The organism is Desulfogranum japonicum DSM 18378, assembly GCF_000429945.1.
GTDB classification, from domain to species: domain Bacteria; phylum Desulfobacterota; class Desulfobulbia; order Desulfobulbales; family Desulfobulbaceae; genus Desulfogranum; species Desulfogranum japonicum.
Genome location: NZ_KE386997.1, coordinates 69271 through 92033 on the forward strand (window position 1 = coordinate 69271; position 22763 = coordinate 92033).

Consider the following 22763-nt stretch of genomic DNA (forward strand, 5'->3'; position numbering starts at 1 on the left):
GAATTGAGGGCTCTCCGCTCCACGCTCACACCTGACACGCCCCAATGGCGGTGAATAACTCAAATATCAGTATTGGGGAAAACCCTGTTGAAACCGAAACAGAGTCGGTTCTGGAGATATGATATCCTATCTGACAAACAAATGAGAACCAATATTACAATGTTCCAGAGAGACTCCGAACTTCCTGCTCCATGAAATGGAATACAACATTATAAAAATAGTGCTGCATAATGTGTAATATTTGCTGGTTCAGACAAGGGAATGTTAATATTTCACACTCTTAGCCATTCTTTTTTCATGCTGCCATGAACCCGTTACAATACGGTGATGAAAAAATAACGGGCAAAGTAACAGAGTCGTGTAAAGTATTAATCAAGGTATTTATGCACAGCTTCCTTAAGTTCGTCAATATTTGCAGATTTCACAATATACTCATCAGAAGCCCAACTCTTAAAATCATTTTTAAATTCCGGGTATGCTGAACAAAGAATAACTGGAAGTTGAGCATTGATTTCCTTCATACGGCTTAACACATCAATGCCATTCATCCCTGGCATATTTATATCCAACACAACCAGGTCAGGCTGATGCTCACGAAATTTCTCTAAAGCTTCTTCTCCGTTAAAGGCTGATATAACCGTATACCCATCTTCTTCAAACTCACCCCGGTAGAGCAACTGTATCCCCTGCTCGTCATCGACCAACAAAATAGTTTTATTTGACATATTCTCCTCCAAAGCCCTTCACGTGGGGCGTCCCCTGTGGGATGTAGCCTTACCGAATGTGGCTCCTACTTTTAGTAGTCCGATCAGCCTAGGCCTGCAATTGAATTTCTTTAAGATATTTACACGTATCTTCAGGGGGTATCGGATTAATATAAAACCCGGTTCCCCACTCAAATCCTGCAATGGAAGTCAATTTAGGTACTATTTCAAAATGCCAGTGGTAATGCTCCAGCGGTCCGGACCGCAACGGTTGAGTGTGCAATACAAAGTTATAAGGAACATTAGGTATACAGGCATCCAATCTCCGCAGTGACTCACTGAATATTGCTGTCAGTGCCTGCAATGAGTCCTCGTCCTGATTAGCGTAATTGGAATTATGATGACGTGGCATGATCCACATTTCAAACGGTGATCTCGGAGCAAATGGGGCCACGGTCACAAAATGACTGTTTTCACATACCAGACGAATATCCTGCTGGATTTCCTGGCGAATGATGTCACAAAAAACACACCGGTCCTTGTACTTATAGTAGGAAAGACTGCCATCGAGTTCAGATGAGACCATCCGCGGTAGAATAGGAAGTGCAACAAGTTGTGAGTGGCTATGTTCCAGAGAAGCACCGGCTGCTTTACCAAAATTTTTAAAGACCATCACGTAACTGAAACGATCATCTTTTGCCAAATCCCGTATACGATCACGAAAAGCCCGAAAAGTCAGAATCATTTTATCTGCGGGCAAATCAGAAAATTTCTGCTCATGGTGGGGGCACTCAATGATGACTTCATGGGCTCCTATACCATTCATACGGTCATAAAGCCCTTCCCCCTGTTTATCCAACTCACCTTCAATAACCAGAGCCGGGTATTTATTGGGTACCACACGTAAATCCCAACCCGGGGTATTTGAGTGGCCTTGTGTTCTTCCGTAGACGAGGACTTCATCCGGAGTAGTTTTCTCGTTGCCTGGACAAAGAGGACAAAATCCGCCCTTGACCTTCGCCTCCTGAACAAGAAAATCTGTGGGCCGTTTACCTCGTTCCTGAGCGATTATGATCCAGCGCCCAAGAATGGGATCTTTTCGTAACTCAGGCATGATAGTTATCGTCCCTGTTCTTTTTCACGTTTTTCCTGACGGGTTTTGCACTCAATGCAAAACTTGGCGACAGGACGAGCCTCCAGACGTTTGATGGCAATATCCTCTCCACAGTCAGCGCATATACCGTATGAACCATCGTCAATCCGACCTAGCGCTTCATCAATCTTATCCATTAATCGGCGCTCGCGTCCTCGAATTCGAAGCTCAAAACTGCGATCTGATTCTACCGTAGCCCTGTCGTTGGGATCCGGAATGTTATCAGTCTGGGTGGTCATCTCTGTAAGAGTCTGTTCCACATCGGAGGTGATTTCAGATTTCATTTCCTCAAGTTTTTCCTTAAACATCTGTAAATCTTTTTGGTCCATATCAGCACTCCGAAACAAACGGGATTCAAATTAACCAAACATACTGCAGTGTCAGATCGAAACAGCGCTAGTGCGAGTTCGAGACCATGAGCCCCCGCAATAGTCGTTTTGTATTATTTCCAGTATATCATAGGGCCGCAGGATTATGGAAGGTACCACTTTTGCCGCCACTCTTTTTACAAAGTTTTATATCATGAATCTCCATGGTTTTATCGACAGCCTTACACATATCATAGATGGTCAGCGCAGCAACGGAAACAGCGGTCAGAGCCTCCATCTCGACTCCGGTCTTCCCGGTAATTGAAACTGTAGCTTCGATATCTATGGAACGGTCTTTATCTACAGGAGTGAAAAGAATATCTATCCCCGACAAGGCAAGAGGATGGCAAAGTGGAATGAGCTGATCTACTTTTTTGGCTGCCATCACACCGGCAATTCGTGCTACTCCAAGAACATCACCTTTTTTCATATTGCCAGCCTTTACCAATGCATAGGCTTCATCAGACATGGTGATACGCCCTTTTGCCGTGGCTATACGCTTGGTATCAGTCTTGTCGCCGACATCAACCATACGGGCATTTCCTGCATCATCAAAATGAGTTAAAGGAGATTTATCAACCATTGGCTACCTTGTCAGCAGATTTTTCTTTTTTCTTCTGTTTCCCTAAATGACCATGAAAAAGCCTGCTGAAAAAACCTTCATCTTCCTGTTCTTTACTGCACAAGGTATCGAATTGCTGCAGCAACTCTTTCTGTTCCTTACACAGGTTGGTAGGTGTTTTCACCTGTATTTCAACTATCATATCTCCCTTTCCGCCACCCCGAAGACTTTTCACGCCCTCACCTCTTAAGGTGAAGCGATCTCCGGCCTGAGCCCCTGCAGGAACTTTAAGCGTTGAACTGCCATAGATTGTGGGAACCTCTATCTCGCAGCCCAGTGCAGCTTTAACCATGGGAACCGGGAGATGCAGATAAATGAGTTGCCCATCGCGCTGAAAGTGCTCATGTTCTTCGACATGAATGATAACATACAGATCTCCGGAACGTCCTCCACGTCGTCCGCCTTCCCCTTCACCAGAAAGGCGCATGCGTGAACCTGTATCAACACCAGCAGGTATACGGAGATTAATCTTCTTGCTTTTACGAACCAAGCCCTCTCCGTGACAATCATTACACGGTTCAGTTATAACCTGACCACTACCATGACATTGAGGGCAAGTTGAGCTTACCTGGAAAAACCCTTGAGATCGTATAACCTGTCCACGCCCTTGACAGGAAGGGCAGGTTTCTGGGCGAAAACCTGGCCGGGCGCCACTGCCCTCACAGGTCCAGCAGGTTTCTTTTTTGGTGATTTCAACTTCACGCTCAATCCCGTGCACAGCCTCCATAAAGGTGATCTGGATATCATATCTCAGGTCATCTCCCTGCACTGGAGCATTGGGGTCACGACGTCTGCTCCGCCCACCAAACCCGAAAATATCTCCAAAAAGGTCATTGATATGGGAAAAAATATCTTCGCTGTTTCCAGGACCGCTGTATCCGCTGTTACGGAGCCCCTCTTTGCCGTAGGTGTCGTAAATATGTCTTTTTTGAGCATCTGAAAGGACTTCATATGCCTCAGATGCTTCCTTAAATTTGGCTTCAGCTTCTTTATCTCCCGGATTACGATCAGGGTGATATTTCATGGCCTGTTTACGATAGGCCTTTTTAATCACATCTCCGGCAGCATCGCGGCTTACACCAAGTATTTCATAATAACAGGTACTCATAACTATTATTTGACGACCAGATTATTGTTCACTTGAGTTAGAGTCACTTTCAGTCTGTTTCACTTTACCTGCTTTTCTCTTTGCCGGCAGCTCATGAATATTGTCAAAGGTAACCGATCCGGATGCGATTTCACGCAGAGTCATGACCACTTCCTTATTTTTGCCGTCAACGAGAAACGGTTCCCCTTGACGATGCTGACGAATACGCTCAACGGCAAGGTGAATGAGAGAAAATCGATTATCATCGCCTACCTGAGCAAGACAATCTTCAACCGTGATTCTAGCCATATAATTATGCTCCAAACTGTAGTAACCTGTGGAAAATACCACAGGAAAAAATTACCATCGGCAAGGTTGTCTTTATGTAATACCCAGCCGATGGTGCTCTAACTCTTTAATCACTCTTTTTCATTTGGCAAGAGGTTGCTAGTGAAGTTTATATCACAGCAACAACTTACCGCATCGGTCATCTCACGCAAAAGGATTCCGCAGTAACAGGGTTTCTTCACGGTCAGGTCCGACTGATACCATAGCCGGCGCGACCCCCGTGACATCTTCAATTTTTTTCAGATAATCTTTTGCAGATTGCGGCAAATCCTCATAGGCACGAACAGATGTAATATCCTCAGACCATCCGGGAACGTCTTCATAAACAGGCCTGGCCTGGCCTGCTTTGAAAACATTTTCTGGCATATAGTCGTACTTGACACCTTCGACATCATACCCTGTTGCTATTTTCAGGGTAGATAAACCTGAAAGTACATCCAATTTTGTTACGGCAAAACCGGTTAAGCCATTAAGTCGAACAGCATCGTTTGCAACCACACCATCAAACCATCCACATCTTCTTCTTCTACCGGTGGTGGCTCCAAATTCATGACCCTTTGCCTGCAAAGCATCACCAACTTCGTCGCCCTCTGGAAGTTCGGTGGGGAATGGTCCCTCACCAACCCTTGTGGTATACGCTTTAACTATTCCAATTACCTCGTCTATGTGTGAAGGGCCAAACCCGGAACCAATACAGGCATTCCCTGCTATGGTGTTGGAAGAGGTAACAAAAGGGTAAGTACCATGATCAATATCAAGTTGCGTACCTTGTGCCCCTTCAAACAAAATATTCTGTCCTGCTTTCCGTGCCTTATCCAGGGTAATGGATACATTCCCGATAAACGGGGCAAGCTGTTCCGCATAATTTGTGAATGCATCTGTGATAGCGCTTATTTCAAGAGGTTCAGCGCCGAATTGCTTTGTCAGGATAAAGTTTTTTTCTTCGACTGCTGCTTCAAGTTTATCGCTAAAGAGAGATGGATCAAGCAAATCTCCCACTTTGAGTCCTACCCTGCCGACTTTATCCATGTAGCATGGGCCAATTCCCCGACCGGTTGTACCTATTTTTTTCCCTTTGGCAAGAGATGCTTCACGGGCAAGATCCAAATTTTTGTGATACGGCATGATCAAATGGGCATTGGAACTGATCAAGAGCCTCTCAGGTGTAACTGGCAACCCTTTCTCATTAAGTTCGGCCATTTCCTGAAGTAATACGCCGGGATCAATAATGACACCGTTACCAATGGCGCAAACCTTATTTTTGTAGAGAATACCTGACGGGATAATATGAAATATATATTTTTTTCCTTCGACAACCAGGGTATGCCCTGCATTGTTTCCGCCTTGAAAACGGACGATGTAATCTGCATACTCTGTAAGCAAATCGACTATTTTACCTTTTCCCTCGTCGCCCCACTGTGTGCCTACAACAACAACACTGGCCATAACTATCTCCAAGATGCACTGTATTCGTCTCTATCGAGAATTAACTCGTGCCTGTCCATAAATGGTCTTTTTACCCAGTAGCTACGTTATCTTCAGAATTTTATTCTCGGAGGTACGCGTAGACTCCGATATCACATGATTGCCAGTGGTAAAACTCTGAAAAAATTAGTCTCGAACGAAAAACCTCATTTATGGAAAGACACTCACTCGTTTCTATCACCGGAATCGATCAAAAAACGGTATATTGAAAGAAGAGTCTTCCTTATGTCGAAAAACGGTCAAGTTGCAGAAGATGTTGTCGGCCGTTCATCGTGAACCAAAAACCAATTATATGATCAAAACCTCATACTAATAGCATAAGTCTGTAACATTGTCAAACTGCAAGCCCATTCGGTCCAAAAAGGCTTTAACAGCACCTATTATACTAAAAATAGGTTGTTTTTCGATACTTAACCATTTCCTTCTCCCCTGTTGCAAGCGAGAACAAACTTGGTAGAAACAGTCTGGATGCAACCTATCACAGGGCTTGAGATAGCCTATACTTAAATGAGCTGAAAATTGTGAATATAACTCATAAACGAATACAGAGAGAAATCAGAACAGTAAAACTCATGATAATAAAATATTGCAAAGAGTTCCACGCCCCTGAACATCCTCCCTGTCTGCATTGTCAGGCTTTACTTGCCTATGCATTGAAGAGACTTTCCCATTGCCCTTACCAGGAACACAAAACAACATGCTCAAAATGCCCAACTCACTGTTACAATCCATCTAAACAGAAATATATCCGAGAGGTTATGCGTTATTCCGGCCCCAGATTAATGCTGTCACACCCCATTCTCACCCTGCTCCATGTGTTGGATGGATTCCGCAGGCCTACTAAAAAATGACCTCAAGCAAACTTGACACCCTTTGGCAAATCCCGTAAATTGGCCCGCGGGAATGCAAGCTCCTTATTTATTAGTAATCCCTAAAATCAGGATGGAAGTTATATGTTTGGAATCGGCCTGCCCGAAATGATTGTCATCTCTGCTGTCGCACTTATTGTTGTGGGTCCGGATAAATTGCCAGAACTGGCCAGGTCCCTCGCTAAAGGCATAATGGAGATGAAAAAAACCATTAATCAGTTCAAGGAAAACCTCACTGAAGAAGATGAAACCCTCAGCGAAGTACAGAAAGAACTACGCCAAACCGCCAATGACCTAAAAGAGCGAATGCTCGATTACGAAACCAAAACTCAAGCCCACCCTGATATTGACAACATACCCAACGCCGGCAGTGAAGATGATACAGATCTCATAGAAGCTGAAAGTGTGACTCGTCCGTGGGAGCAGGATGCTCAGAGTTCTCCGGTAGACGGCGCTAAAGCGAACAGTAATCCCCCCACTGCCCAAGGGGACGAAAACATCACTCAGGAATCTTGCAACGCACCTGAAAAGCAATCATGATTTCTGCATTTGAACATTTTCGTCCTCATCACCAAGAATTACGAACAAGATTATTACGAAGTATTCTCGCGCTTGTTATCTGCAGTACTGTTGCCTATATCTTCAAGGAGCAAATCACACAACTCTGTATGGAGCCCCTATTCCGTGCCTATCCGGAACTGGAAAAACTTGTCTATACTAAACTCACCGAAGCCTTTATAAGTTATATAAAAATTTCTATTCTGACAGGATGTATCCTCAGCTTTCCTTATCTACTGTACCAACTGTGGATGTTTATCTCCCCCGGACTCCTGGAAGATGAGAAAAAGACAGCCTTTGTTATTGTTTTCTGGGCGACGATGCTTTTTGTGAGTGGTGGTCTGTTCGCTTTTTTCATTGCTTTACCGCAAATTCTCAAGTTTTTTATGCACTATGCAGGCTCCAACCTCATCCCCATGCCAAAATTTGGGCTTTATCTCACCTTTGTCGGGCGTATGATCCTCACCTTTAGCCTGGCCTTTGAAATCCCTTTTCTCATGGTTATGGTTGGAAAGACAGGCTTGGTCTCATCACAGTACTTTAGAAAAAAACGACTTTGGTTCTATCTGGCTATCCTGATTCTTGCTTTTATGCTCACAGCAGGTGATATAACAGCCACTGTTTTGTTGGCCGTACCCCTTTTCTTTCTCTATGAAGCCGGCATTCTCGTTGGCTCAATACTCAAAAAAACCAATAAACGTCCCGCTCGATAAAACAGACAACAATCTGTTACCTCGCATTATAATCATACTCTTTTTTTTCAATACCTTGACGAGGCATTATCTTTTTCTGATAATGGTATTAGTTAGTGCCTGTCCATAAATAGTTTTCTCAGAGTCTCGTACCTCGCTTGCCAGCCCGATAGCTGTTTTATCTTCACACTTTTACGGAGGTAAGCGTAAATCTTGATAATTTGCAAAATGCCCGTGACAGCATTTTAAAGCGCCCTGGCTCTCGAGTCAAAAGCCTCATTTCTGGACAGACGTAAGCTACTCCAGAGAATGATTCTATTGTTCTCGAACCTTTGTGAATATGTAACTTCCATGTCCTTTGCCAGTCATACAATACCTGGAAGGTACATCTGGGACTTTCCTTACCCGCCACAAAGTTCACCTTACCGAACCGGTGCACTACTCTGTCTGCCCCTAAATTTTTCAGGCAATGCAGAACTGCACAAATGTTTTATTCCTGCTTTTTCAGGAAAGGCTGTTTGCACAATTGCAGGTTATTTACCCGGAAAAATACAGTTCAACTCTTTTATCTGTTAATAACAATAAATATTTGTATCGCGAGGAGAGGGGGGAGCAAGATGAAAAACATCAAAATAGGTGTCAAACTCGTTGGAGGATTCGTACTCACAGCATTAATCATTATATTTGTTGGCATAACGGCTCTTGTAGAACAGGGCAAATTGCAACACGAAGCAGAGACGTTGGAAAAAGAGGCTATGCCTGCCGTGCGCGACATCCTTATTATCAAAAGTGAAGCAGGCAAAATAGCTACGCTTATGCATACACTGCTCACTCCGTACGCTACCAGACAACAACGAGAAATAGCACACAACGGTCTGCTTGATGCAAGAAAAATATATGGGGAAGCAAAAAATAGATTTGAGAGTCTGCCTTTCAAAAAAACACTCAATTCAGAATGGCAACAGTTTAGCAGTAGCATCTCCCAGTGGGCTGAGATCAACAATGAAGCTGTCGAGCTTTCTCAGGATCTCCTCAACCTGGACATGTTCAACCCCACAAAACTCAATGAAGACATGGATGATTTCGAAATCAGTCACAATCAGTTGCTTGCCAATGTCGGTAAGCTCCTCACATTTAATGAGTCGTTCATGGGGGGGACAGATTCAACGGCTTGCAGTCTTGGGAAATGGCTGAATAATATGAGTACTTCCAATCCAGAGATCACAGCCCTTGCCGAGCAACTTCGGCCCATACATCACCAACTGCATGAGAGTGTCAAAAACATAAAACAATTGGTGGTGGAAGGGCAATCCTATCAGGCACGTGAAGTGGCGCATACAGTACTCTATCCGACTTCAGAACAAGTATTTAAAATAGTTAACCAGATGCGGGAAATCGCCCATGAAGCCTATAAAAAATTCGAACGTATGAATACCCTGCTTTTGGTCGATGCTGAAAAACAACAACTAGCAACCTTTGCCGCCATAGACGATATCGTCAAATCAGCAGAAAAATATGCGAGCGACATCAGTCTGGAAGCACAGTCAGTTGCAAAAACCGGCCGAACCATCACGTTGGCAGGGCTTATAGTGGGCACAACCCTAGCTCTTACTCTGGGGATTATGTTGACCTTACTGATTACCAAACCATTATTTAAAGGAGTCGATCTGGCAAAAGCCATGGCTTCGGGGGATATGACTCAAACCATGGATGTTGATCAAAAAGATGAAATTGGCATCTTGGCGGCATCGCTTAACGACATGGCTCAAAATTTGCGCAATATGATAGCAGATCTTGGTCAGGGGGTTTTGAAAGTCGATGATTCCAGCAGTCAACTTGCAGCCATCTCCAACCAGTTGTCTGCCGGCGCAGAAAATACTGCCAACCGATCAAGTCAGGTTGCTGCAGCTGCTGAAGAAATGAGTGCCAATCAGGATAGTGTTGCCGCTGCCATGGAACAGGCCTCGGTTAACGTGAACATGGTAGCTTCAGCGGCTGAAGAGATGAATGCCACTATTTCAGAAATAGCAGGCAATTCTGGCCGTGCTACAGAAATCACCACCCACGCTGTGAGCCAATCGAAAATTGCCTCTGATCGTGTCAATGAATTGGGCCGGGCTGCGGATGAGATTACCAAAGTGACCGAGGCGATCACAGAAATCTCAGAGCAGACTAATCTGCTCGCGCTGAACGCCACAATTGAAGCTGCCCGTGCTGGTGAGGCTGGAAAAGGATTTGCCGTTGTTGCCAATGAAATTAAAGACCTCGCGAAACAGACAGCTGAAGCGACTCTGGATATAAAGACCAAGATACAGGGGATTCAGGAAGCCACAGGAATTACGGTGAAAGAAATCAATGAAATCAGCTCGGTAATCACAGATGTCGACCAAATCGTGGCAACCATTGCAGCTGCTGTGGAAGAACAGACGGCTACAACAAGAGAGATAGCTGAAAACATTACCCAGGTCTCTGAAGGTATCAACGAGGTGAATGAAAATGTCGCGCAAAGCTCCAGTGTCTCAGCAGAAATCGCAGCAGAAATCGCAGAGGTAAATAATAGTGCTGACGAGATGAATATTGGAAGCAGCAGGGTAAAGGAAAGTGCTGGAGAACTCTCTCAGGTTGCGGAAACCTTAAAGCAGATGGTGGCGAAATTCAAAGTGTAGAAACAGATAAAAAAAAGTTAACCGCAATGGACGCCCGCCCCCCAGCAGGCGTCCATTTTTGTGTTCAGGGAGCCCAGGATAAGAGAAAGATTGCTCCCTGAATCCACCCTTCCCCCTCTTTTCTGACATTCAGTGCGGTAACGCAGTGTTCTATGTTAAACCCCATCTCTTCGGACAATGTCTCTATATAAGCCCTGGAATGGGCGAATCTTCCCGTTGACTGGAGTACCCAGTTTTCATCTCCAGGTTCTGATTCCACTGAAAAACAGAGCCAGGCACTACTTGAGCAGCGGGCTTTCATAGCGGTGAAAACAGGCCGCAGGTCACCAATGTATGAGAAGACATCGGCCGCCAGAAGCAGATCGTATAACGTGCCATTTTCCTGTAAAAACTCTACCAGTTCTGCCTCATATAGATAATCGTATACCCTTTTTTCGTCAGCCAGTGCAAGCATTTTCGGAGAAAGATCAACACCGCTCATAGTGTTACAAAGGGGACGAAAACGTTCTCCGCACAGCCCTGTTCCGCACCCCAGATCCAAAATATGGCTAAAATGCCTGTTTTGCTGATATTTTTCCACAACATCAAACATTTTTCGGGGTACAATGTATTGAAGATCGTTTAACAGGTTATCTTCGAATTCTTCGGAATACGTATCAAACAACTCTCTGACATACTCTTTTGGGGGGGCATCTACCTGCCTGGAATGAATGGCTTCGAGCATATAACAGGCTGCTGTATTCTGTGGATTCAGATCCACCAATCTTTTATACAGGGGCTCTGCGAGATCAAATTTCTCCTGCAGATGATATATATACGCAAGATTATTAAGCGCAGGCTCAAATCGTCCATCCAGAGTCAGCAGGTGTTCATAGACAATTACAGCCTCATCCAAAGCTCCGCTATCTTTCAGACAACTCCCCAGATTATAGAGAACTTCTATATCTTCCGGCTGCCTGTCTAACGCGTGCCTGTAGGCTATGCCTGCCTCCAGGAACAATTCCATATTCCTGCAGGTGAGCCCCAGATTAAACCAGTAATCCGCATCATCGTCATTGATGGCTAAGGCATGCTCAAACGCATCTCTGGCTGCAGAGAATTCACCCAACTCAAAGTGAGCAAGGCCAAGGTTATAATACACAAGGTCTGCATCGTTAACCTCTTGAATCACCTTACCATACAATTCGACAGCTTCTTTATGCCTGCCTTCACCATGCAAGGTAATAGCCTGCATATACATTTTTTCTATATCTGACTGCTTACTACGGGTACTCATATTACTTACTATCAGTTATTGGGTCGCATCTCCTGCTTAAGAAGACAACATGAAATTCTGTGAGTTGGTGTGCCATCCTGATTATAGGAAATATTTTCTGGTTGCAACAACTTATTCATCACACATCCTTCAGGAATGGATAAGGAGAAAAAACGTTGCTCATTAAGCCCTTGAAGATGAACGAGTTGATCATCTTCGATCATATAACTGTGAATGGCATGATCCTCGCAAAGCGGACATTGATAGACACGCCCGTTGGGAAAAACAAAGTAATTTTCAGCCACATTTCCAGCACACTCAAATACTTCCCCTGAATCAAGATAGACTTTAGGATAAATAACATGAATGCCCCTGCTGGCAGCATCTGTGGCAACCCTGGGGACAATTTCAAGCCATTTGTGAGGATCAACCTGCCAGTCAATATTCTCACCAGCTGTCTCAACAGCAGGTTTCCCCCGTAACCCTATCACCTGTATAAAGAAACGTTTAACCCCCCACTGTTCAAGGAGAGCAGGCATCTTGTGCAACGCCTCGATATTTAGCCCTGAAACAGTATAAATCAGGCTGCAGGTAAAACCTGATGCGATGGCCTTTTGCAGATTGGAGGTGCAGATTGCAAATACCCCCTGCCCGCGTATGGGGTCATTAACTTCCGGGGTCGGGCCATCAAGGCTGAAACTCAGGTAATCCAATTCTTTGGGGGTAACGGCATCCAGAAGATTATGGAACAGGTATCCATTGGAATCCACAGTGACCCGATAATCCATGGCTTTCGCATCTCTGATAATTGTTGCCAGATCGGGATGCATGGTGGGTTCTCCACCCAGAAGAATCAGGTTGGTCTCTTTATCAGGCTGACGGAACAGACGCAGCCAACGATGGACAGTCTCCTGAGGCAAAGTTATATTGCCATGCTGTTCAGGATTGATATAGCAGTGTCTGCAGGAAAGGTTACAGGCTGTCAAAATATGCAGGAATACATTCCGTTCACCGGGCTTAAAACCTACGGTACGGGCGATTGGATCAAACGACATCACAAGAGATTCTCACCTGGCTGAGCCAGGGTATAGTTGGCGAGAAGGCTATCCTGCCAATAGGAATATTTTTGAAAAAACTGTTGAAAAAGTGCCAGGCTCTCATTCCGGCAAACACGGTCTACCAGTGTCACTCGCACCTGCGCATACAATGGATTAAGCATATACAGAGGGAGGTTGGCCCCACCTCCCATAACATCTTCATATGCCCAGACAAAGGTACGAATACCAGAAAGCAGCATGGTGGAGTAGCACATCAAACAGGGTTCCATGGTGGAATATGCTGTTACCGTGGAAAAATCAAGATCTGGGTTTGCGCGAATCAGCTTCCGCAAAGTGGAGACTTCTGCATGATCAATCTCATTACGTGTATTTTCACCACTATTAAGACGTCTCCCTTTACAAAGAACCTGATCATCCTGGACAAAAACACAGCCCACGGGAAATTCACCTTCTGCAAGAGCCTGCCTGGCTTCCTGCAGGGCAATAGCCATGAACTGTTCATGATATTCTGTGGTGTCCCTATTTTCCTGATTATTCTTCACTTGCATTGATATATTGTAGCATTATTACTACCCATGGAGGAATGATTAAGCTGTCGAACTTCTTTGTGCATGTAACGTATTGCTGGGAGGTCCGAAATTCACGCAAGCGGACACAGGCCCGTCGTATTGGTCATGTGTTAGCCGGACTGATCGCGATAAGACCAGATGCACTGTGAGCAGTTACGTAGCCTTCCATTCAATGCAGCTGTTGTTTCATGTACATTTGAAAAGACACACAATGAAAAAATACGTTTCCAGACATTCGGTCAGGCGATTCGTCAGTATCTGTCTATACCACGGAACATTTCTTCTGTCAAAACCCCAGATTACTACATACTCCGCCCAAAACGGAGAATATTTTTACCAATGGGAATACCCAGTTCCGGCTGATACCAGTCATGCCCACGATCCTGAAAGGGAACATAGAGCAATGTGATCTGATGGTCACAGAGTGCTACCTGGGGCAGATGGGGGAAAATATGCTTTTGGGAAGTCGCGCAGGCTGCCAATATGACTTTGACCGACTGCAAAGCCTCTGAGGCGGGCAATGTGACGGGATAAAACAAACGTTCATCAAACCTTCCCTTCTCTTCAATTATACGCCACTGGTTCAGTGTCCCTTGCTTGCCGGCCTGCAGGAATAGTTTTGGCCTCATCTTGAACCCTGGAATAACAAAACGCATGGGTAGATTTCGCCAGTGTTCACGAGGTAATACCGGCTGATTTGTACGTTGAAAAAAATCCGTCAGGTGAGTTATTCCAAGAGATGGTATTCTGCCCTGAATTATCCAGAACGGTAGATACATAGCTGTACTGCTCACCTCTGCCATGACCTTCCAGATGACCTCTTTCAATGTATGGAGCGAGCCAAAAGTCCACGCTTTCCTGCAATTTATACAATGCAGAACCAGGGTATCGGACTCTCCTTCCAGCCCTGCCCCACAATGAGGGCAAAGAGAGGCCCTGCTCTGTACCTGCCAGGAAGGTTTAAAGGTCACGGTTTGCCGTAGAAGAGGCTCTTGCATCTGTGTTCTTGGCATAAGTGTATTTCTGGTTACAGCATCAAAAATCTTTTCCTGCTCCGGCACCAAGGGCAGATAAATAATTGAAAGATTCTCTCCAATATAGGCTCTGTGGAAAAAAGATGAACTGGTAGTGGTAAGTTCTGAGATCTGTACAGCTTTTGCTAAAATAGCCTGAGATGCAATGGACTGAACACAATACTCTGCCTTGAGCTGAGCTGTTAAACGCTGTAACTTCATAGCCTGTGGCCTGAGGCCAAGTGATGGTTGGAGCCCTGGTAAAGCCGAGGCAACCTGCGTGGTATCTACGACTTTGTGTGTGATTCCTTTATGAGAAACCATAAAGATGGTCCCTTTAAAGCGGATGTAAGGAACCATGAGGTAATTGCCTTCAAGGGGCGCAGGAAGCTTTGGGGGAAGCAAATAGCGAAAGACACCTTTACTTTGCAGATAATTTTTTACTCCGCAATAGGAGCAGGTTATCAACCGGTCATTTTCCGTGAGCACAATGGTGGCACCACACTGGGGACACCCTTGCTCGATCTGAATATTCATAGTGAAAACATCTTATACGCTGGCAACACCATTCCTGAGATGTTTGTCCTCAAGGGAGAACTATTATCCGCAAAAGAGGTCATCTCGTCAGATGTACAAATGCCTGAAAGTACAGGGCCGTAAAAATAAGAAAGAATCAGTTCATTTTTTCTCCGCACTGATTACAGAAAATAGCACCAGGCAAATTTTCAGTTCCGCACTTGGTGCAGTGTGCTATCTGTGGAGAGGCCTGAGTCGATTGACCGCAACGTGAACAGAATTTGGCGCCTGGAGTTAAATTTTTACCACATGAGCTACACTGCTGGAGGATAAGCTGCTGGTGACCGCAGTAGGGGCAAAAACGAGCATCCTTTTGGATCTGATTTCTACATTCCTCACATTGAACAACATTGCCTCCATTGAAACTGGCCGTAGCCTGGGAATTTGCCGGCTGTATATTCCCAAACATTGCAGGCATCATCATGCCAAGTCCAAGACCCATGCCAGCCCCAGCCTCTCCACCATCAACAGCGGCTTTTTCCATGGCCATGGCTGCCTTCATGCGTACGAACTTATCCATGTCCTTCAGCACACTCATGCGCGAACGGTCATCGATGGCCCCCTGAACTTCAGGAGGTGGCGTTATGGAGGTGATGTACAAACCGTCCAAGGCAAGACCAAACCGTCTGAAATCCTGAACAAGTCTTTCTTTTAATCCTGCGGCCATTTCATCAAAATTACCGGGTAAATCCAGGAGAGAATCCAGAGTTTCACCAAGGTAATCATTTAACCTGGAAACAATAACGCGCCGCAGATATTCTTCGATCTGCTGCGTAGTATATTTTCCCATTGTACCGGCAAGGGTATTGATAAACAATACCGGTTGCACCACCCGAAGGTTAAATACACCATGGGCGCGAAGCCGGACAAGCCCCAGCTCGTTATCCCTAAAGGCGACGGGATCAACGGTCCCCCATTTGAGATTGGTAAACACCTTAAGATTGACAAAATACACCTCAGCCCTAAGTGGACTGATCAACCCCCAGGGTACTGACAGTATTTTGGTTAAGATAGGGATATTTCCTGTTTTCAAGGTATGACGACCAGGACCAAAACCATCACAGGCCTTACCTTTATAAAATAAAACAGCTGCCTGGCTTTCCCGCACAGTTAACTGGGCACCGAATTTGATTTCTCCCGAACCGTGTTCCGGTAACCTGTGGAGTAATTCTTCTCCACTTTCGTCAAACCACTCAAGAGATTCAAGCAGTATGGCGTTATCTACTCCCATGATGTATATTCCTCGTAAAACTAAGGGCTGCTGAAATCAATCGCAGCCAGACATTGCATTCTTTTATGTAAAGAGTATATCGGAGAACTGCTCTTTCCCCCAGATAAAGAGACGTATAACAATACAAGCACATCCATATCATGGATATTGCCGGCATTGATTTTCTAAAAAGAACACCGAACCGGAAAAAAGGTATTCTCAGGCAGACTCCTGGGAGGTTGTCCGAGAATAGGAATTTTCGTTCAGATCGAGGCAAACCTGAAAAAATACCACAGGCATATATATGATATTCCGAGGATATTTTTTCAGGTTTAACGAAGATATGGGCGGAAATAACATTCTTGGACAGCCTCCTAGATGTAATTATACGACAGGACAGAAATGTCACCAAAATAATTCTCAGGAAGATACAGTAATGACCGAATTTAAACAGCAATGGGATTTTGCAACAGCCATGGCAATTGTTCAGCACCCCACTGTGGACAGTAAAACATGGGCAGAGGCGGTGGAATGGCTGTTAATCTACGGACCTCCAGAAATCAGAGAAATGCTGACTTCAGCTTCCGGCCATGCCACCAAACAAAGTTTTCCGGATTTGCAGCCTGTGGGATATGATGCCGAAGGTTCTCCATGTTACACTGTGCATGAATTAGCCCAGGCATTGGATATTACGGAAGAAGAGGCCGCAGAAATCATTGCTGAAAAAGAAGAAAAACATGGAGTATGCCACCATCGTGGAACTGATGACACATCATCTTTGCAGTGATACCCAGGTACTTGTTACAGCAGACCCTTTGCACCGGATTTAACATTTCTCACGAGCATGTTTACAACAAATGCGGAGCATCAGAGGTGCAGCTATAGCGGACGAACCGCTGTTCGCTAACCAAGCAGATGTATAAAATCTGCTCGCATAAAAAACGGAATGCTATGTCAGGGTACTTGAGTAGGGAATTAGCTCAAATATACGCTTATGAGGGTCTATTTGAATATGATAATATCTGTCCTGCGGCATATAGATAAAAGGAATCTCCTCTTCCTGCCGGGATAGGAATTTTGACAGGATCATACGATTAACAGCTCGATGTCCAACAATCATGATATTCTCGTCGTAATTGTTGAGATAAAACACTTTCTTCAGACCGCGATGAACGCGTTCCTCCATGGTCTTATACCCTTCCCCACCAGGATACACGTAGTGATACTTATTTAAAGCCCTTGCCCGAGAGATTTCAGGCATCTTGTCTCTAATTTCCGTGTACGTCATCCCTTCACAGATGCCGCCATGAATCTCATTGAACTCTGGTAGAGCAATTATGGAGCAATGGTCCTGCCGTTCAGAGATGGCTTCAGCTGTCTGCAATGTTCTTTTATGGTTTGAAGTGAAAATAATAGGAATACGGAGGGTCGCAAAGTGCTCGGCCAGTGTTTTGGCTTGATCCATGCCTTTTTCGGTGAGTTCGCTGTTGCCACCAATGCGGTCTTCCAGGTTGAAATAGGTTTCACCATGACGAACCAGAAACAGGTTGCGCACTACCCTGGTGGTGAGAATATCTCGAATACGATCATAATATGGTACCTGACAGGTAACTTTCTCCTGAAGAATACAGCTTTCAAAACTATCTACCAATATTCTGTTTGGTTCAAGTGTCAGTGGTTCATAAATAGATTCATAGTAATGAATTCGTTTGAGAAAACTTGCTAAAGCTTCCTCTTTCGTATAGTGGCTGAATTCTTTAAGATCAGTTTTACGTTCAAGGTTAGCCTCCAGAGCCTCGTCATCTGCATTCATGCATTCAACAAATAGAACAGGAAAAGCGGGAAATGTTTCCTGGATAATCCGCCGTCTTTTTTGGGTGACATTGCTGGCATCCATAATGGCAACATCCCCGATATCACTCAAAAATTGCCTGGCACTTTCCAGATTTGTCGCTGCAATTTTTTCGCGAAAAGCAACACCCTCAGGGTTATCTGGTGAAAAAAAAGTAGCATGGGAGGTATTGCCAAGCTCCTGGCTCATGCGTCTTCTCAATTCACCATTATTAAAGATACGGGTTTTAACTCCGTCCAGTTCGAGAGTGCGGCTTAATTTTTTGGCCATGGTTGATTTACCGCGAGCCGGCAATCCCACCATAGCTATGACCAATTTTCCTCGCATGTGAAACCCCAATGAATCTACGAATTCATAACAAGATGAATGCTCTGTTTACCAGCCTGTATCCGTGTGCAGACTGTTACATGACCCGTTAGATCTAAAATATTGCTCGAATCGTCTTCCTTGTTTACGACACCGTCGCAAGTCATTATATGCTGTAACTACTTACAGAGGAAGACACTAACTTTGACAAGATTACCCCCCTGTAAGATTCAAATACCAACCCCTTTAGTAACGACTCACAAAGTGAGTGACTAAGCCAGGCTTATCGTGGAAAGGTCAGGCTCACTGTGAGCAGTTACCACCTTTATTGTATGAACTTAGCTGCAAAATGCCAATATGCTTTTCCAACTGTTAAGCGGATTCAGGAGGAAATATATGGGTAACTAGTAATATGCTTCTCCAAGGGTGATTGCAAAACTATACAACAAGGAAATATGGGGGAGAAAAAATCTTAGAATGGGAGGGGGATGCAGAGGGTAAGATGTCGTTTTAGTAGAGATGGTATCAGATGATTACAGCCAGGTAAGACAGACGTTCTCTTTATTGGCCGGAAAAAGTACCGGCCACCAGACGTCGGGAACCTGAGGAAGTCAATCTATACAGTAGGATTGGAACTCAGGAAACTCTAAAGAATGTAACAAGAACTTCTTAAGGTCTTCTAAAGAAGATCAACTTACAGGTTCCCAACGGCCAGCAGCCGGTCAAGCAGCCACCCGTTCCTTGAAGCTGTTCATAGCCAGTAAAGAACAGCAGGTATTCAAGGAATAAACATTACTCTTCAGTTCAGTGCAATACTTACGAACACTACTTTCTTATCATACGCCTTTTTGCAAGATGATGCCAGCAATCAAATACTATTCCTTTACTAGCCAATGCCTGTTCATAAAACGATTTTTTGCACGATTTTGGATCTTTGTCATAGTTGCGGAGGTGGTGAGGCCTCCTTCCTGAATGTCAGGGGACCAATAGCCTTGCCTTCTCCCGTGGATAGGTATCTATTGAAGAAAGCTTTTTTCCACATTCTAGTGCTATTTTGTAACTACTTATAGGGTAAAAGGATAAATTTGACACTCATCTGTATTTGTAACCAGTTACGTTATTTTCAGGAAATCAATGCTCGCAATATTAACTCTATGGCTGTGCTTGTTTACCTGAAAACGCTTTAATCTGAGAATAAATAGCAATTCTCAGACAAAATCCTAATGATTACAACTCATACAATTTTTCATCATGAACTGGAGGCCTGGGACCTGAGGCAATTTTCTTTTTCATTGTTTCAAGACTGAAGGCATCATCACCGTCCATAATATCTCCCATTTCAGCTTCAATCTGGTCAGGATCGTCCCCAGCTTCCATTCTTGTGAGAGCTTCCTCCATTTGATCACCGAGACGCAAACCGGTTTTTTCTGAAAATTTACGCATGAGTCGGGCCATCTGACGAGGGTCATCTTCATTGACCTGTTCGGCATCCTGCATCAACCCGGCGAAAGCCTGCTCCATCTTAGTCTCATCCATACCTGTAAAAGGGTCGTTGGCATCCTCTTCTTTAGCTTTGCCGATGGTCGCGAAAGTTGACAACATTTTTTCCAACTGCACCGTTCCACATTTAGGGCAATTGGGTCGCTTTTCAGTATTGATTCGTTTGGAATAGAAATTAAAAATGGTATTGCAATCCGGGCAGAAAAACTCGTATATAGGCATAGTCTTGTATATTGATCTCGTAGTCACTCTTACCCAATGTATCACAAAGCATTGCTCAACACGGCATCCACATCTCTTACATTTACCTTATCAGTTATGCGTACGCTTCCGATTTTATCTGGCAGTACAAAAAACACCCGGCCTCCGACGGTCTTTTTGTCTGCAAGCAAATACTTACGCATCCGCTCGACATTCAATTCAGCAGGGATAGTGGTTGGCAGGCCATAGGTTTGAAGAAGCCCTGTCAGTTCATCACTGATATCTGTACCTTGGTCCAGGCTGCGAGGAGCCAATTTGGCAGCAGCAACCATCCCGATCGCCACGGCAAAACCGTGAATTATGGTAAAGTCAGAAGCAGCTTCCACTGCATGCCCGATGGTATGGCCATAATTAAGGATACGACGAAGACCTCCTTCGCGCTCATCCTGGGCAACGACGTCTGCCTTAATTTCACAACACCGCTGTATCATGGAAGTCAATACACCAGGCTCCAATTGCTTGATGTTCTTATGATTATTCTTCAGAAATGTGAAAAACGAACTATCCTGAATAACGCCATATTTGATGACTTCAGCAAGACCTCCACGATACTCTTGCTGTGGAAGAGTATCAAGCAGATCAGTATCGATATACACAGCCTGTGGCTGATAAAATGCTCCGACCAGATTTTTACCTTCAGGGATGTCTACCCCTGTTTTGCCGCCTACTGAGGAATCAACCTGAGCCAGAAGGCTGGTCGGCACTTGTACAAATGGAATACCACGCATATAGGTAGCTGCGAGAAAACCTGTCATGTCGCCTGCTACCCCTCCGCCAAGGGCAATGAGAGCATCAGAGCGATCAAAACCTTCTTGGGCCAGTGAACTGGCTAGCTGGCCGATGGTTTCCAGATTTTTACTTCCTTCACCTGCAGTGAAAATAAAAAGCCTAGCCTCAATTCCCTCTTGCTTCAGACCCTGCAAAAGCTTATTGCCATACAATTTGCCCACATTGGAATCAGTAATAATTCCGTATTTTTGGCCAGATTGTCTGGCTTTTAAATCAGCACCGATCATACTGAGCACACCTGGACCGATGTATATGGGGTAGCTGCGCTCGCCAAGGCCCACTGTTATAGATGTGGCGTCCACAAATTTCTCCTTGTTCAAGGTATCATATATCAATTGAACTGAAGTGTATCATGTTTTCTGAAAAAGAAAAACCCAAGCATAAAGCAAAAAAAAAGAGACGCCGCAAAAGCAGCGTCTCTTCTATATGCAATCAGAAAAAGAGGAGATTACATGGCGGAGCCAGAGGCAGCGCCCTGCATTTTAACCTCAACTTTCTCTGTGAGTCCTGCATAGTAAGCACGGAGGTGGGTAAGAACTTCATCACGACCAAAGTGATCAACAACCTCAGCACCTTCAGACAGTGCTTTACGCAGCTTGGTACCAGAGAGGATAACGCGATCTTCTTTGGTGTGTGGACATGTACGAAGAGATGCCATACCGTCACATTTGTGGCAGTAGAAGGTCCAGTCAATCTTCATTGGTTTACACTGCAGGTCTTTTCCAGCATCACCGGTCTCAGGAATACGATCAAAAATCTGCTGTGCTTCAAACAGACCATAGAAGTCACCAACACCAGCGTGGTCACGACCGATCAGCATGTTGTTAACACCGTAGTTCTGACGGAAGGTTGCATGGAGCAGGCCTTCACGAGGACCAGCATAGCGCATATCCAGTGGGTAACCAGCGTTGATAACGTTCTCTTTAACAAAGTAGTTATCGATCAGAATCTCAATGGCTTTAACGCGGGTCTCTGCAGGAATATCACCTGGTTTCAGGTTACCGATCAAAGAGTGAATCAGTACACCGTCACATACTTCGATGGCGATTTTTGCAAGGAACTCATGGGAACGATGCATTGGGTTACGCAGCTGAAGAGCAGCAACATTTGCCCAACCACGCTCATCAAACATTGCACGGGTCTCGGCTGGGGTCAGGTATACGCCAGGATATTTTTCTTTGTATCCACCCTCAGAGAGTACTTTAACAGGACCAGCAATATTGTACTCTTTCTGGTTCATAACCATGATAACGCCGGGATGATCTTCAGGAGCGATTTCCCAGAATTTACCATCTACAGATTCTTCACCTTCGCCCATGAATACTTTTTCGCATTCCCATTTTTTATCGGCGTCGGTCATCTCGTATTTCTCGGTAACTTTCATGGTAGCATATACTTCGCCACCATTTACCAGAGCAATCTCGTCACCTTCGTTGATCTCTGCGGCCTCAGCAGCTGAAACATCCAGGGTGATAGGTACAGGCCAGAAGGTTCCGTCTGCCATCTGGAAGTTTTCGCAAACGCCTTTCCAGTCAGCTTTGGTCATGAAACCATCCAGAGGGGAAAAACCACCAATTCCCATCATGATCAGATCGCCTTTGGCGCGATTGGAAACTTCTATTTGCTTCAAGCCTTTGGCTTTTTCCAACTCAGCAGTGAGCTCTGCTCCTTCAAGCAAAGCGCATACAAGACCTTTGCCGCCATGAGGCGCTACTAATTTACTCATAGTTATTCCCTCTCTGTTTAATTCTCGTTAGCTCGTAAGCCTGTGCAATTTCTGAATCGTTTTGCCAGTGCTAGATACTTTTTAAGACAAAACTGA

21 protein-coding genes are annotated in these 22763 nt (G+C 44.8%); 5 read left to right on the forward strand and 16 right to left on the reverse strand.

What is annotated here, in order from left to right; all coding sequences use genetic code 11:
* Positions 1-368: 368 nt before the first annotated feature.
* The 7 genes from G493_RS0126170 to G493_RS0126200 all read right to left on the reverse strand — a co-directional run bounded on the left by G493_RS0126170 (position 369) and on the right by G493_RS0126200 (position 5728).
* On the reverse strand, positions 369-725 hold the full coding sequence (locus G493_RS0126170; RefSeq protein WP_028582717.1) for a response regulator: 357 nt from the start codon (positions 723-725) through the stop codon (positions 369-371).
* An 88-nt stretch (positions 726-813) separates the two neighbouring features.
* Complete coding sequence (galT, locus tag G493_RS0126175; RefSeq protein WP_028582718.1) at positions 814-1818, reverse strand: galactose-1-phosphate uridylyltransferase; 1005 nt, start codon at positions 1816-1818, stop codon at positions 814-816.
* A 5-nt stretch (positions 1819-1823) separates the two neighbouring features.
* Positions 1824-2186 carry an RNA polymerase-binding protein DksA gene (gene dksA, locus G493_RS0126180; RefSeq protein WP_028582719.1) on the reverse strand — a complete coding sequence of 121 codons (363 nt, stop codon included), beginning with the start codon at positions 2184-2186 and terminating at the stop codon, positions 1824-1826.
* A gap of 127 nt (positions 2187-2313) precedes the next feature.
* Positions 2314-2808: a cyclic pyranopterin monophosphate synthase MoaC gene (gene moaC / locus G493_RS0126185; RefSeq protein WP_028582720.1), complete on the reverse strand. Its 495-nt coding sequence runs from the start codon at positions 2806-2808 to the stop codon at positions 2314-2316.
* Positions 2801-3955: a molecular chaperone DnaJ gene (gene dnaJ / locus G493_RS0126190; protein WP_028582721.1), complete on the reverse strand. Its 1155-nt coding sequence runs from the start codon at positions 3953-3955 to the stop codon at positions 2801-2803. The genes moaC and dnaJ overlap by 8 nt, the downstream gene beginning before the upstream one ends.
* Positions 3956-3976: 21 nt before the next feature.
* Positions 3977-4243 (reverse strand): DNA-directed RNA polymerase subunit omega, encoded by a 267-nt coding sequence (gene rpoZ, locus G493_RS0126195; protein WP_028582722.1) that lies wholly within the window; start codon positions 4241-4243, stop codon positions 3977-3979.
* Between the two features lie 183 nt (positions 4244-4426).
* Complete coding sequence (locus G493_RS0126200; protein ID WP_028582723.1) at positions 4427-5728, reverse strand: adenylosuccinate synthase; 1302 nt, start codon at positions 5726-5728, stop codon at positions 4427-4429.
* Positions 5729-6288: 560 nt separating this feature from the next.
* Here G493_RS0126200 and G493_RS33270 point away from each other — a divergent pair.
* The 4 genes from G493_RS33270 to G493_RS32835 all read left to right on the forward strand — a co-directional run bounded on the left by G493_RS33270 (position 6289) and on the right by G493_RS32835 (position 10552).
* Complete coding sequence (locus G493_RS33270; protein ID WP_269746360.1) at positions 6289-6618, forward strand: nitrous oxide-stimulated promoter family protein; 330 nt, start codon at positions 6289-6291, stop codon at positions 6616-6618.
* A gap of 102 nt (positions 6619-6720) precedes the next feature.
* Entirely contained in the window at positions 6721-7176 is a 456-nt protein-coding gene (gene tatB, locus G493_RS32830; protein WP_051310008.1) for a Sec-independent protein translocase protein TatB, read from the forward strand.
* Positions 7173-7907 (forward strand): twin-arginine translocase subunit TatC, encoded by a 735-nt coding sequence (gene tatC, locus G493_RS0126210; RefSeq protein ID WP_232363842.1) that lies wholly within the window; start codon positions 7173-7175, stop codon positions 7905-7907. The genes tatB and tatC overlap by 4 nt, the downstream gene beginning before the upstream one ends.
* Positions 7908-8503: 596 nt before the next feature.
* Complete coding sequence (locus G493_RS32835; RefSeq protein ID WP_051310012.1) at positions 8504-10552, forward strand: methyl-accepting chemotaxis protein; 2049 nt, start codon at positions 8504-8506, stop codon at positions 10550-10552.
* A gap of 64 nt (positions 10553-10616) precedes the next feature.
* Here G493_RS32835 and G493_RS0126225 read toward each other — a convergent pair whose 3' ends face one another.
* The 5 genes from G493_RS0126225 to G493_RS0126245 all read right to left on the reverse strand — a co-directional run bounded on the left by G493_RS0126225 (position 10617) and on the right by G493_RS0126245 (position 16254).
* Entirely contained in the window at positions 10617-11828 is a 1212-nt protein-coding gene (locus G493_RS0126225; RefSeq protein WP_028582726.1) for a tetratricopeptide repeat protein, read from the reverse strand.
* A gap of 11 nt (positions 11829-11839) precedes the next feature.
* On the reverse strand, positions 11840-12862 hold the full coding sequence (locus tag G493_RS0126230) for a radical SAM protein (protein ID WP_035276027.1): 1023 nt from the start codon (positions 12860-12862) through the stop codon (positions 11840-11842).
* Positions 12862-13413 carry a nucleoside deaminase gene (locus G493_RS0126235; protein ID WP_051310014.1) on the reverse strand — a complete coding sequence of 184 codons (552 nt, stop codon included), beginning with the start codon at positions 13411-13413 and terminating at the stop codon, positions 12862-12864. The genes G493_RS0126230 and G493_RS0126235 overlap by 1 nt, the downstream gene beginning before the upstream one ends.
* Positions 13414-13736: 323 nt before the next feature.
* Positions 13737-14984 (reverse strand): hypothetical protein, encoded by a 1248-nt coding sequence (locus tag G493_RS0126240; RefSeq protein ID WP_028582729.1) that lies wholly within the window; start codon positions 14982-14984, stop codon positions 13737-13739.
* Positions 14985-15120: 136 nt separating this feature from the next.
* Positions 15121-16254 carry an SPFH domain-containing protein gene (locus G493_RS0126245; protein ID WP_028582730.1) on the reverse strand — a complete coding sequence of 378 codons (1134 nt, stop codon included), beginning with the start codon at positions 16252-16254 and terminating at the stop codon, positions 15121-15123.
* A 415-nt stretch (positions 16255-16669) separates the two neighbouring features.
* On the opposite strand from G493_RS0126245, the gene G493_RS0126255 reads away from it, so the two are divergent.
* The gene (locus G493_RS0126255; protein ID WP_028582731.1) at positions 16670-17020 is read left to right on the forward strand and encodes a hypothetical protein; all 351 of its coding nucleotides are present in this window, start codon (positions 16670-16672) and stop codon (positions 17018-17020) included.
* A 162-nt stretch (positions 17021-17182) separates the two neighbouring features.
* On the opposite strand, the gene G493_RS0126260 is transcribed toward G493_RS0126255, so the two are convergent.
* The 4 genes from G493_RS0126260 to sat all read right to left on the reverse strand — a co-directional run bounded on the left by G493_RS0126260 (position 17183) and on the right by sat (position 22667).
* On the reverse strand, positions 17183-18412 hold the full coding sequence (locus G493_RS0126260) for a bifunctional nucleoside/nucleotide kinase/histidine phosphatase family protein (protein ID WP_028582732.1): 1230 nt from the start codon (positions 18410-18412) through the stop codon (positions 17183-17185).
* A 1206-nt stretch (positions 18413-19618) separates the two neighbouring features.
* Entirely contained in the window at positions 19619-20113 is a 495-nt protein-coding gene (locus tag G493_RS0126265; protein WP_028582733.1) for an FmdB family zinc ribbon protein, read from the reverse strand.
* 41 nt (positions 20114-20154) lie between these two features.
* Positions 20155-21243: a 3-dehydroquinate synthase gene (gene aroB, locus G493_RS0126270; RefSeq protein ID WP_035276030.1), complete on the reverse strand. Its 1089-nt coding sequence runs from the start codon at positions 21241-21243 to the stop codon at positions 20155-20157.
* Positions 21244-21389: 146 nt separating this feature from the next.
* Positions 21390-22667: a sulfate adenylyltransferase gene (gene sat / locus G493_RS0126275; protein ID WP_028582735.1), complete on the reverse strand. Its 1278-nt coding sequence runs from the start codon at positions 22665-22667 to the stop codon at positions 21390-21392.
* Positions 22668-22763: the final 96 nt, after the last annotated feature.

What these genes read in the sequence shown, in the direction of transcription:
- G493_RS0126170 (WP_028582717.1), bottom strand. Translation starts at nt 725, where the DNA reads ATGTCAAATAAAACTATTTTGTTGGTCGATGACGAGCAGGGGATACAG.
- galT (WP_028582718.1), bottom strand. Translation starts at nt 1,818, where the DNA reads ATGCCTGAGTTACGAAAAGATCCCATTCTTGGGCGCTGGATCATAATC.
- dksA (WP_028582719.1), bottom strand. Translation starts at nt 2,186, where the DNA reads ATGGACCAAAAAGATTTACAGATGTTTAAGGAAAAACTTGAGGAAATG.
- moaC (WP_028582720.1), bottom strand. Translation starts at nt 2,808, where the DNA reads ATGGTTGATAAATCTCCTTTAACTCATTTTGATGATGCAGGAAATGCC.
- dnaJ (WP_028582721.1), bottom strand. Translation starts at nt 3,955, where the DNA reads ATGAGTACCTGTTATTATGAAATACTTGGTGTAAGCCGCGATGCTGCC.
- rpoZ (WP_028582722.1), bottom strand. Translation starts at nt 4,243, where the DNA reads ATGGCTAGAATCACGGTTGAAGATTGTCTTGCTCAGGTAGGCGATGAT.
- G493_RS0126200 (WP_028582723.1), bottom strand. Translation starts at nt 5,728, where the DNA reads ATGGCCAGTGTTGTTGTTGTAGGCACACAGTGGGGCGACGAGGGAAAA.
- tatB (WP_051310008.1), top strand. Translation starts at nt 6,721, where the DNA reads ATGTTTGGAATCGGCCTGCCCGAAATGATTGTCATCTCTGCTGTCGCA.
- tatC (WP_232363842.1), top strand. Translation starts at nt 7,173, where the DNA reads ATGATTTCTGCATTTGAACATTTTCGTCCTCATCACCAAGAATTACGA.
- G493_RS32835 (WP_051310012.1), top strand. Translation starts at nt 8,504, where the DNA reads ATGAAAAACATCAAAATAGGTGTCAAACTCGTTGGAGGATTCGTACTC.
- G493_RS0126225 (WP_028582726.1), bottom strand. Translation starts at nt 11,828, where the DNA reads ATGAGTACCCGTAGTAAGCAGTCAGATATAGAAAAAATGTATATGCAG.
- G493_RS0126230 (WP_035276027.1), bottom strand. Translation starts at nt 12,862, where the DNA reads ATGTCGTTTGATCCAATCGCCCGTACCGTAGGTTTTAAGCCCGGTGAA.
- G493_RS0126235 (WP_051310014.1), bottom strand. Translation starts at nt 13,413, where the DNA reads ATGCAAGTGAAGAATAATCAGGAAAATAGGGACACCACAGAATATCAT.
- G493_RS0126240 (WP_028582729.1), bottom strand. Translation starts at nt 14,984, where the DNA reads ATGAATATTCAGATCGAGCAAGGGTGTCCCCAGTGTGGTGCCACCATT.
- G493_RS0126245 (WP_028582730.1), bottom strand. Translation starts at nt 16,254, where the DNA reads ATGGGAGTAGATAACGCCATACTGCTTGAATCTCTTGAGTGGTTTGAC.
- G493_RS0126255 (WP_028582731.1), top strand. Translation starts at nt 16,670, where the DNA reads ATGACCGAATTTAAACAGCAATGGGATTTTGCAACAGCCATGGCAATT.
- G493_RS0126260 (WP_028582732.1), bottom strand. Translation starts at nt 18,412, where the DNA reads ATGCGAGGAAAATTGGTCATAGCTATGGTGGGATTGCCGGCTCGCGGT.
- G493_RS0126265 (WP_028582733.1), bottom strand. Translation starts at nt 20,113, where the DNA reads ATGCCTATATACGAGTTTTTCTGCCCGGATTGCAATACCATTTTTAAT.
- sat (WP_028582735.1), bottom strand. Translation starts at nt 22,667, where the DNA reads ATGAGTAAATTAGTAGCGCCTCATGGCGGCAAAGGTCTTGTATGCGCT.